Source organism: Methanosarcina spelaei (assembly GCF_002287235.1).
In the GTDB taxonomy this organism is placed as follows: Archaea; Halobacteriota; Methanosarcinia; order Methanosarcinales; family Methanosarcinaceae; genus Methanosarcina; species Methanosarcina spelaei.
This window is the reverse complement of record NZ_LMVP01000423.1, coordinates 20,679-31,313: the sequence shown is the minus strand read 5'-3', so window position 1 is coordinate 31,313 and position 10,635 is coordinate 20,679. Positions and strand designations below refer to the sequence as shown.

10 protein-coding genes are annotated in these 10,635 nt (G+C 40.2%); 5 read left to right on the top strand and 5 right to left on the bottom strand.

Features of this window, described 5'->3' with window-relative positions:
* Positions 1–208 precede the first annotated feature (208 nt).
* Entirely contained in the window at positions 209–838 is a 630-nt protein-coding gene (engB, locus tag ASJ81_RS15765) for a GTP-binding protein EngB (protein ID WP_095645203.1), read from the top strand.
* Positions 839–867: 29 nt separating this feature from the next.
* Here engB and ASJ81_RS15760 read toward each other — a convergent pair whose 3' ends face one another.
* Positions 868–1,695 (bottom strand): helix-turn-helix transcriptional regulator, encoded by an 828-nt coding sequence (locus ASJ81_RS15760; RefSeq protein WP_095645202.1) that lies wholly within the window; start codon positions 1,693–1,695, stop codon positions 868–870.
* Positions 1,696–2,132: 437 nt separating this feature from the next.
* Here ASJ81_RS15760 and ASJ81_RS15755 point away from each other — a divergent pair, with 437 nt between their 5' ends.
* From ASJ81_RS15755 to ASJ81_RS15745, 3 genes are read left to right on the top strand one after another with little or no spacing between them, the layout of a single operon-like run.
* Positions 2,133–3,200, top strand: coding sequence for a hypothetical protein (locus ASJ81_RS15755; protein ID WP_095645201.1), 1,068 nt, complete (start codon positions 2,133–2,135; stop codon positions 3,198–3,200).
* A gap of 59 nt (positions 3,201–3,259) precedes the next feature.
* Positions 3,260–3,727, top strand: coding sequence for a hypothetical protein (locus ASJ81_RS15750; RefSeq protein ID WP_095645200.1), 468 nt, complete (start codon positions 3,260–3,262; stop codon positions 3,725–3,727).
* Between the two features lie 5 nt (positions 3,728–3,732).
* The gene (locus ASJ81_RS15745; protein WP_245860216.1) at positions 3,733–4,101 is read left to right on the top strand and encodes a hypothetical protein; all 369 of its coding nucleotides are present in this window, start codon (positions 3,733–3,735) and stop codon (positions 4,099–4,101) included.
* A 457-nt stretch (positions 4,102–4,558) separates the two neighbouring features.
* Here the strand turns inward: ASJ81_RS15745 and ASJ81_RS15740 are convergent, their stop codons facing one another.
* From ASJ81_RS15740 to ASJ81_RS15725, 4 genes are all read right to left on the bottom strand, one after another.
* Complete coding sequence (locus tag ASJ81_RS15740; protein WP_095645199.1) at positions 4,559–6,265, bottom strand: ATP-dependent DNA ligase; 1,707 nt, start codon at positions 6,263–6,265, stop codon at positions 4,559–4,561.
* 141 nt (positions 6,266–6,406) lie between these two features.
* On the bottom strand, positions 6,407–7,402 hold the full coding sequence (locus ASJ81_RS15735; RefSeq protein WP_095645198.1) for a homoserine dehydrogenase: 996 nt from the start codon (positions 7,400–7,402) through the stop codon (positions 6,407–6,409).
* A 26-nt stretch (positions 7,403–7,428) separates the two neighbouring features.
* Positions 7,429–7,932, bottom strand: a complete 504-nt coding sequence (locus ASJ81_RS15730) for an amino acid-binding protein (RefSeq protein ID WP_095645197.1) — start codon at positions 7,930–7,932, stop codon at positions 7,429–7,431.
* A gap of 420 nt (positions 7,933–8,352) precedes the next feature.
* Positions 8,353–9,366 carry a helix-turn-helix transcriptional regulator gene (locus tag ASJ81_RS15725; RefSeq protein WP_245860215.1) on the bottom strand — a complete coding sequence of 338 codons (1,014 nt, stop codon included), beginning with the start codon at positions 9,364–9,366 and terminating at the stop codon, positions 8,353–8,355.
* A gap of 261 nt (positions 9,367–9,627) precedes the next feature.
* Between ASJ81_RS15725 and ASJ81_RS15720 the strand changes: the two genes are divergently transcribed.
* The gene (locus tag ASJ81_RS15720) at positions 9,628–10,632 is read left to right on the top strand and encodes a chromosome segregation ATPase (RefSeq protein ID WP_095645195.1); all 1,005 of its coding nucleotides are present in this window, start codon (positions 9,628–9,630) and stop codon (positions 10,630–10,632) included.
* The last annotated feature ends 3 nt before the right edge of the window (positions 10,633–10,635 follow it).

Genomic DNA, 10,635 nt, shown 5'->3' with positions numbered 1-10,635 from the left:
GCCTTTTTTAAAAAGGCTTGTGATCACGCCTATAGGGTTTGGGGATAAGTTCTTCAAATCCAAACGTTATTGAGGTTTTCGGTCAAGCCTTTTTCCAAAAGGGTTGCGGTTAAGCCTTTTGGAAAAAGGCTTGTGATCACGCCGTGTGATGGATTTTTGATCAATCCTTTTTCAAAAAGATTGTTTGAAAGGCTTGGAGGTAAAAACAATGGAAACCAGTAAGACTGCAGCTGAAAGCGGAGTAAGCTTTGAGATTATCTTTGTAGGCCGTTCAAACGTGGGCAAATCCTCTTTGCTAAGGGAACTTTTCGGGGCGAAAGTAAGGATAGGAAAACGCCCCGGAGTTACCCTGCGCCCTGCACATGCCCAGGTCTCGGACATGCTTATTACGGATATGCCTGGCTTCGGCTTCATGAGCGGAGTAAAAGACCGAAAGCAGGATATCGTAAAAGATAAAACCGTGCACTATATCGAAGATAATGCCAAAAAGATCAAGCTCGGAGTGCTTGTAATAGATGGTCCGGTTTTCCCGCAAATTGTGGACCGCTGGGACTCAAGAGACCAGATTCCGATAGACGTTGAAATGTTTGATTTCCTCAGGGAAGTCGGGATTGATACCATTATTGCCGCAAACAAGATGGATAAAATAAAAGAGAACGAGTACGATCCCCTTCTTGACGAGATCGCAGCCCGTCTTGGGCTTGAGCCTCCCTGGCAGAACTGGAAACACATTATAGCGCCTATTAGCGCCAAAAAAGGAGACATGAAAGCCTTAAAGGGTCTGCTTCGGGACAGGCTGCACGAAATGAAAAGAGATGACCTGTTCAAGCATGTTTGATTTAAAAAAACTCGTCATAGGGCATATCATCATAAGGCATAATTGCCATGTAACTTCACTTCTGAGTGGGTCTTATAATACCCAAAAAGCCTCTCTCCCCACTCAATAGCCTTTGGATCAGAGCTAAACAAACCTGTGGTTATGTCATATTCAATGCCGCTTCTCTTGTACAGGCTTAAAGCCAGGCGTTTATCCGTAACGATTAGCCCCATTTTTAGATCTTCATTGTTATATATTAACTGAAAATTGTTATAACTCTTCAGTACCTCAAGTTTTTCTGCATAAGGCGACTGTTTTAATTCTTCTGCAACATGAAAAGGAACTATAAGCTCAACAGGGACTCCTTCTTTCACTTTTTCCGAGATGGAATCAGCATATCCTTCAGTTATCACGGATGATATACCGTATATATGTTCTGCCTCTTTAATCGTTTTTAACTGATTGGTGTAGACATTAAGGATTTTTGTTCTTCTGTCATGGAAAATCTTAGAATTATAAAGACATCCAATTTCTTTTAGCAATGAAATGGGGATTTCCTCCATACAATGCGTAGACCAGAAATATTTGAATTTATTAATTGTCCCAACTGTTGCAAAAGAGTCAGCTATTTCAGAAGTCACAATTTTTCCTATAGGAGTTAGGCAATACTCACGTCCTTTTGTTTCTATTATATAATCTTCTTCCAGTTTTCTTAGCTTTGGAATTATTGCCTGGGATGTACTTCCGGTAATTTCACGCAACTGGGAAAGTTTTCTGCTGTTTTCGTTCAATGACAGAAGTATCTCAGTTAGAAGTCTTGACCTGTATATGGCCTGGAGATTATCTTCCATTTCGCTGTATATTTCAAAGCTATTCATTTCCCGTCTCCGCATCTACAGATTTTTTCTTCTTTCTTATTGAATTCCTTTAATACAATATATGTTTTTTTATTTCCTGTTGGGGCACGTACCTTAGTATTCATTTGCGAATTTTCTTGCTTAGTGAGAGATGAACATTGAGATTTTTTGTTAAAAATTAGGTCAAAGTTACTCTGTTAGTTCAGACCCTGAAACTTCATAATTCTAAATGAAAAACAGTGTCGTTTTAATGAATGTTAATCAGACTGGTTAAAATTCATCAACGTAATAAATGTATAGAAGAAGATTAAAACTGATTTTGGATGTGGAGCTCAAACAAACCTTCCAGAGTAAATTGAAACTCCACATGCCCTGAGGCAGGGAAAGGATAGCTTTAAGAATACTTAAGGTTTGCCGGATCCTGCCTCATGGAAAACTAAACCAAAAGAGGTAAACGAATGACGGCGAAGACGAAATTTGGAACAGGAATACTGCTTTTGACAATGCTGCTGGTGAACGTGGTATTTGTGCCAGCTGCAAGTGGGAGTATCGACAAAATTTCTAGTGAAGCTTCGATGGAGAATAATATAAGCTATACTGAAACTGAACTGAAAGATCTCTATAACAAATACAATATAACCGAGAATGATTTGCTGTTCGCAAACAACGAATTGCCTAACTATTTAGAAGGAACAATTTTGGACAGTAAGCTAAGAGTTATCGCAAGTGAAACTGGCAAACCGCCTGAAGGTTTGAAAGAAGGGGAAGATTATGATTTAATAATAAGTCATGAAGAGATGTTTGCCATAATAAATGGAGCAAGAGAAAAATACATCCAGAAGTATGGAGTAGATCCGGCAAATCCTAAAACTGATACTGTAAATGGTTATGTTCTTCCCAAGGAAGAAGCAAATAAACTGGTTGAAAAGAAGACAGTACCAGAAGTTGATAATTCAATACGTGAAAAGGAGTTTTCAGTTTTGTCGGTACCTTGGAATCCACGTGCTGTGAATGGACTTATAACTGAATATATTTTTGTAGCAGCAGATTCGCGACACAGCCCAACAGAATCTATTACTCAGGCTACTTATGATGCACTCTATCGATTTGAAAATTTTGGCATTAATGTTAATGCTTTCTGGTATTGGAATTATTGGGATGTAAGTGATATTAGTCCGGCTAATAGTGCTAGTGAGGCTCTTGATGATTTAGAAGAAGATACAAACTGGGTAAGGGACTCTGCAAATGATATGGTAATAGGCTGGACACATGATATGGACGAAAACGGAATAGCGTATCATAGCGGGCCTTATGCTGTTTGTACTGACGTTGCAGATGGTTTTGATTGGCCTCATGACAGCATTGTTCAGCATGAAGTTTCCCATAATTTTGATGCCGATGAAGGAGGTTGGTTCAAATATGAACATCCTGCCGAATGTATAATGAATTATCAGTGGGCTTATGATGGTACAAACATATGGTGTAGTTCGTGCAGCGACGTTGTAGATAATGGTATATGGAGCTAAAAAGGAAGGATAAAACTCCCTCCATTTTTTATTTTTGTTTATAATAATAATTTTGTTTTGTGTTTGATGGAGGTATAAACATTAGAAACTATCAAAAGATCTTAATCTTTTTAGGAATTCTAATACTGATTTTGCTGAATTATTTCGTTGTTTTCCCATATTTGTTAGTTGGATCTCCTGAACCTTTATTTTATATATATAATGATGATCTCCAGAATCATGAGGTAACAGTTGAAGTATTTGATTCACATAATGAATCTATATTCAAAGGAACTTATGAACTAGCTCCTGACGAGCACATCGCTCAGCCGAAATCATTATGGCTATTGCTGAGATGGTCAATGCCATGGTCTAAAGGAAAATATACATATTTTGCAGAGGGGGAATATGAGTTTAAAGTTATTTTAGATGGCGAAACTACGGACACCTGCAGAACACTGCCACATGCCTGGAGTTCTGTAGTGATAGATATAGATAAAACAAATAATTCCGACTCTTCAATGCGTATAAGAGTAATAACAGTTTAATTTTCATGGCAGGGATGCTTGAAGAGGATTATATGAAATCAACGACAACAGCTTTAATGATTATTTCTTTTGGAGTTCTTGCACTATTTCTGGTTTTCTTTTTAGTGATTTATCAGCCTGGAGCAGGTATGTATGTCAGGGCAGATAAACTTGAGAACCCACCAGAGAAATATGTGGAATTCAGTTTAGCAGATATCGAGAAATACCCCTATGTTCAAGAAGCAGTAAAAAACCCAGGAACAGAAATTAAGCTCCCTTTCGATAACGATGACGGAAATATGACAGAATTTGCTAATATTATGTATGATAACGAGACTGAATATATAAAACTGAATAGTGAGTATTATTGGATACGTCATTATTCTGCCGATTAATTAGGCTGTTGAGAATTACTGAAAACCGTAAGCCTGGGAGTCTCTCTTCTTTTTTCCAAACAAGGAAATCATACTATATAGCATTTGATCAATGACTCACCCTGACGACACAGACACTGCAGATGGTTTTGATTGACCACATAATAGCATGTTCAGTATGAAGTTTCCCATAATTTCCCCATAATTTTGATGCAGAAGATCAAAACTCGGTACTTCACCCTGAATTTATAATGAATCATGCCTGTGTTCAACAGGGTACGAGTATAAAGTGTACTTCCTGTAGTAAAACTGTAGATTGAGGAAAAGATAGAAAACAAGCATTGACAAATAAGTTCCTTGCCTCTAACTAAAAAGAAAATACTTACCAGGCAGGGAAGACAAGAGTTTTAAACCATTCTAAAAAGAATATTTAAAAGATAATGGATTGCCGCAAAAAGAAAACGGCAGTCATCACCTTTTATAGCCTTTTCAACTGCTGACTGTATACCTTTCCAATCCGCTGGATTGTATCGGCTTCTTCAGGGTCTTTATCGTCCCGGATGCGGATAAAACGCGGAAAACGAAGCGCAAAACCCGAATCATAATTGGGGCTCTTCTGGATTTCCTCAAAGGCGATTTCCAGAACTATCTTCGGCCGGATTGCAAATACACCACCTGCTTCTCCGCCTTCCATGAGCCCGGAAAGCATCTCTGTAAGCTCCTTTAGTTGATCATCGGTCAGGCCCGTACCAACCTTGCCGACCTGAAGATAACGCAGGGTTTCCGGATCATAACAGGCAACTGTGTAGGAACCTATAAGATTTGCACGCCTGCCAAAACCCCATTCCGCCCCAACAACTACAAGGTCAAGGGTTTCCATAAGAGGCTTTTTCTTAAGCCAGTTTTTGCCTCGCTTGCCAGGGGAATAAAACGAATTCGGGTTTTTGACCATAACTCCCTCGTGCCCGGCTTCTAAGGCTTCCTTATAGATTTTCTCTATAAGCTCCAGGTCTCCGGTGATCACCTGTTTGTCCACGCAGATAGACTTTGAATCTTCAACTGAACTTTCCACGCAGGACTCAAGTGATTTTCGCCGCTCGATCAGAGGCAGGTCAATTAGCGTTTTTCCGTTTAAGTACATTATGTCAAAAAGATTGAGCTGAATAGGGCTACCAAGGGCTTTTTCCTCCACATCGTACTTGCGCCGGAAACGTTTAAGGATCTCCTGAAATGCCCTGGGCTTTCCGTTTTCATTCACTGCAACGGCTTCTCCGTCAAGGATTGCGGATTCGGCCTTCACATGTTTGCGGATTATCTCTACAAGATCAGGGAGGGAATTTGTTACATTTTCAAGTTTCCGTGAGAAAAGCGTAACCGAATTTCCAGTCTTATGGACCTGGACTCTTGCCCCATCGAATTTCCATTCGATTGCAGCCTCCTTCATTTCCTTGATATCGGCAACTATATCAGGGCTGATCTGTGAGAGCATCATCCTGATCGGACGGTTGATTTCAATTCCCAGGTGTTCCAGGGCTTCCACCCCACCTTCCTTGGCAGTTGCAGCAACTATCCCAAGGTCGTTCGTAACCATAAAGGCATGCTCAACCACATCAGCAGGCACGGAGAAAGCTTTTGCAATGGCATCTCTTACAACACCTTCTCCGACGCCTATACGGAGTTCCTCAAGCGCAAGCCTGGAAATATACTTTGCTTCCCTTGGAGTCGAAGAATTAAAGAGGAACTGAAGGTTCTTTATCTTAATGTCCTGTGAGCCTTTCCCCGAGGCTTCTGAAGCGACTTTAAAACGATTATAAACTTCGGTTATTGAGAGCTCGGGATGTTCTTCGAAGAAAGAAGAAAAAGTAACCTGGTTTTTCCTTTTTTCCTTAAGGATAAGAAGAGCTGTGTCTCCGATATCCCCAGTAGTCCGAATAAGAGATTCTATACTTTTTACTGGCATTCCGGAGGCTCTCGAAAGGGAAACATACAGCAGACTCGTGCCAATTCCCAATTGCTCTCCACTCCAGGCAGGAAAAACCTCACTCATAATAAAATGGGTTGCAATGGGAAGCTCTTCGACATCAACCATTCTAAGAAGGTCAGCAACCCTACTTGTAGTATCAATTGTACTCGAGATTTTTTCAATTGCCTGGCAGGTTTCTGCAAATTCCCTGAAACTTGTCATGATCAACGCGGCTTTTTAATTTTATTTTTCCGAATTCAGGACAAAACCTGAATTCTTAACCTGAATTCTTAACCTGAATTCTTAACCTGAATTCTTAACCTGAATTTTTAATCTGAATTTTTAATCTGAATTCTTAACCTATCAATTGCCATAGATTGCAATTAGATCGCTAAGAATTGCACTTGCGGTTTCAGTCGGGCCTGCACCTTTACCCGTAACCGTAATTTCTCCTGCAAGTTCAGTTTCTACCGACGCCACATTCAGGGCCCCTCCGACTGCAAGGGGATGGTTGATAGGTACAAGTCTGGGGGCTACATGAATTCTTTCCCTGCTGACTTCACCTATAAGTTTGATTACATGCCCTCTTTCATAAGCCATCTCAAGGGCTTCAGGTGTAACTTTCGTAATTCCCGTAACCTTAACGTCGCTATAAGTAGCATCAAGTCCGAAAATTGCATTGGCAAGAATAACGAGTTTGCAGGCTGTATCAATCCCTTCCACATCATATGTAGGATCGGTCTCAGCAATTCCCAGCTGCATGGATTCGGCAAGAATGTCATTGTAGCTTGCCCTTTCCTCCAGCATTCTTGTCAGGATATAATTACAGGTCCCATTCAGAATTCCTTTGACACTTTTAATCTTATTGCCTGCAAGCACCTCATTTGATAGGTTGATAATAGGCATTGACCCACCGACGGTCGCTTCGAACCTGAAATGAGAGCCTGCTACCTTTGCGGCTTCCATTAGTTCTCTGTACTTAAGGGTAAGAGGCCCTTTATTAGAGGTAATAACATCTTTTCCAGTCTGGAAGGCCGCGAACATATTCTGTAGACCTGCTCCGCCAGTTCGTATATTTGTGGGAGTAGTCTCAATTACAAGATCATGAGCTACGGATTGGATAACCTCAACTCCAGAGAGATTATCAAGAGCTACAGTTCCGTCTGTCCTCTTCCTGGCGAGGCAGTTGGCAAGATCCACTCCCTCAGGATTAATAGTTGCACCCTTTGAGTCCACAACAGCAACCACTTTTACTTCCAGCCCGATATTTTCCAGATACTCTTTTTTCTTAAGGAGTACTTCAGCCACACCCTGTCCGATTGCACCGAACCCGAGAATGGAACAGCACACTGTTTTCATGTTTTCAAATCTCCTAAAACTATTTTTCAGGCCTGGATATCAATTGGAAGAACCATAAGCAGGTCTTTTTTTGCCGAGACTTCTTTGAGAATAGCAAGTGCCCTGTGCAAGTCCTCTTTACCGACAGCATCGATTTTCATGAGGGCTGAAGAAAGCATATTGATACCGGGCATAGAGAGAGAAAGATCCACAACCTCAGCAAACCCTGTCCTGTCAATCTCATCAATCGTATCCTGGATCCCTGTATGGACCACATGCCCTATAAGCACTACGTTTATGCTTTCTCTGAAACGGTGTTCACCGACTCTTACAATTCGAATTCCGTTTTCTTCAAGTTTAGCTTTTATTGTCTCAATGCTTTCAGGCCTGGTTTCAAGTACAAGCTTTACAGGTACTGTTTTCCTGGGGGTCCTCTTTTGATGATGATGTACTACTGTTATCAGGTTAGCCTTACATTCTGAAAGGGGCTGGAGGGCTAAAAGCATCTGCCCGGGTACATCTTTTAATTCAATGTCCATGGAAACTCGCATGTTGTCCCTCGTACATTTTTTAATAATCCCTTCTGCAGTTCTAATAATATAATATAATAATAATAATAATAATAATAATAATTTACCAGTCTTACAATGCTCATTCACGCACTATTAACCAGCTTACTGTCAGGGTTGAGATGGTATATCAGAATATCTGGCTTCAATCCAGCCATTAGCCTCTTGAACCTGAATTTCATGATCCGAGTTCAAATTCGTTCCCGCAAAGCAGAGTCCTATTACTCAAATTTGCAGTTAGTAAATTCATATCGGTAAGCAATTCTTGGGAATAAGAGATCAAAAAGGTACTCAAATATACCGCGTACTCTATTATCAACTGTTTCTACTGCTTAGTCAGTGAATTCAGTTATATAGTTTACTGTTTATTACCCTACAAAAAATCTTAGAGTGCGTATCCGCTTATTCTTTCTTGCTTTCATGCTTGGTCTGCTTGGAGATATGGACGTCCGGAATACGGACTATATTTCCCCTTCCTCTTTTGAATTTTTCAATTAGCCCACGCTCCTCAAGATCCGAGAGCATAAGACTGACTTTTGACTCCGAATAGGGAGATTTTTTTCGCAGTTCTCTCTGAGTAATTCGGTTTCCACTTTCTCGAACCATTTCCAGAAGTTCCTTGAGATCTTCGGGAAGATTGAGCTTTGAATGTTCTTTAACTTCGGAACTCGATTTATTAGGCTTCTTCTCACGGAAAGGAGGACTCGAGATATTCTGGACCTCTTCTGTAGGCTTGTTCTGCTGTCTAGGTTTGTCAGTACTTGATATTCCTTCGAACTTTTCAGCAAACTGCTCAGAGCTAAGTTCCGATGTTTCAATAATGTTTTCAGCTGAATCGGTTGTATTTTCGATTGAATCGGTTTCGGTCTCTTCAGAAAATATCGCATCCCTTGTGAAGCTCTCAGACTCCAGCAAATATCGCTCTTGGTAACTTTCAGAAAAAGGATTCTCTGTCGATTTTTCATGCTTCTTTCCTAAAAGGTAGGCAGCCAGCATCAGGGCTAGAAGCAGGACTATAAGAACCAGGAAAGCAGGAGCTAAAACGGAATAGTGAGAGCCCTGAGATACGGGTTCTGTCTCTTCGTAATCCAGATAAGGGGCTTCAAAGTTATCCTGGTTCAGAAGCTCTTCATGAGAAGGTGGGAAAAGGAGAAGATCATGTCTATATTCTCCTTCAACTGAGATTACAACTTTTTCCTTAGCTATATAAACGATCCTGTTTCCCTCAAGATAACTGGCATTTATTGTATAAGTTCCGGGGGTTAGATTGAACGAGTACTCCGAATCCGTTGCAATAATGTTCTGTTCCGGGGTAGAATTAATCTCTACAACTGAGTTATTAAGAGGCTTGAAAGTATCCCACTCATAGACTGTCCCGTGAATTGTTGCCGCGATTGCATTTCCCTGAAAGACCATAATGAGAACGAAAATAAGTGAGAAACTGCATAGCTTTCTAAAATTCACGAAATGTTAAATGGGCTTTTAGCATAAATCTTTTACTTTTCCTAGTAAGAGATAGAAAAAAATAAATACCTATTAAAGCTTTGTGAAGTAGTCAGGGAGTGTATCAAGCTTGAAAGTCGATATTTGCCTGTTAATGAGATCAATTCCGAAAAGAATAATTATATTTACCTGATCCTTATAACGTTGTAATAACTTATAAAGGGAGGCAGTCAGATGAAAAAGTCAAGAATTGTTCAAGATCTGGCTTGTTTTACGATTATATTAACCTTGCTCAGTCTATTAGTACCAGGATGCTCCCTCGCTGCCAGAAATTCTTATGATCACGGAAACGGCAGTCAGAACCAGTATATGCATGAAGATACCCTCGTTTCATACAACGAAACTGACAACATGGATGAGTCCAGTAGCTCTGAATCCGATGTGAAACAAGAGCAGAAGAATCTCAGCACAGAAAATCGAAGCGAAGTTTCCGAATACAAACAGGAAAGAAAACAATTTGAGAACGAACTCCAGTTACATAAGCAAGAGTACAATGAAGCAAAAGAAAATTTTCTCAAAATAAAGGACCGTATTCGGGCAAAAGAACTTGACTCCAACTCCGAAGAAGCTGTAAATGCTACAAAGTCTTACCTTAACTCAAGTATTAACTATATGATAGCTCACCTTTCAAACGTAGAGAGCAATATGGAATACTCAAACGGTAACGAAACTAACGAAAAAGTTACTGTTATAGATGAAAAGATAAGACTACTTGAAGTTGAAAAGTTAAACGTTGCAAATGCGTCAAGTCAGGGAGAGCTTTTGGTCGTGGTAAGGTCCGTACGTGGAATATGGAATGATGCTGAGAAAATCAGCCTTTCAAGCGCAGGGCAGACTGTAAGTGAGAAAATAGGAGAATTTCTTGAAAAATCCGAAAGCCTCTCTGAGAGACTTGGAGTAGAAATTAAGGATATGAAAGAGACCGGTATTGATACATCTGAACTTGAGATCAAACTCGCCAGTTATATTTCTTACATTAAATCCGCCCAGGAGAAGAAAGTAATGGCAGATTCTCTATATAGTGGTGAGAATGTAACTCGGGAAGATATGCGAACTGCGAATAATTACCTTCGTCAGTCCCTCAATGATATCAGTAAAGCTAATAAGTTACTCAGAGAAATTTTCGTCAAGCTCAAAAATTACGAAACCGAAGAAAACGGAACTAAGGCTAGAAACTAACAG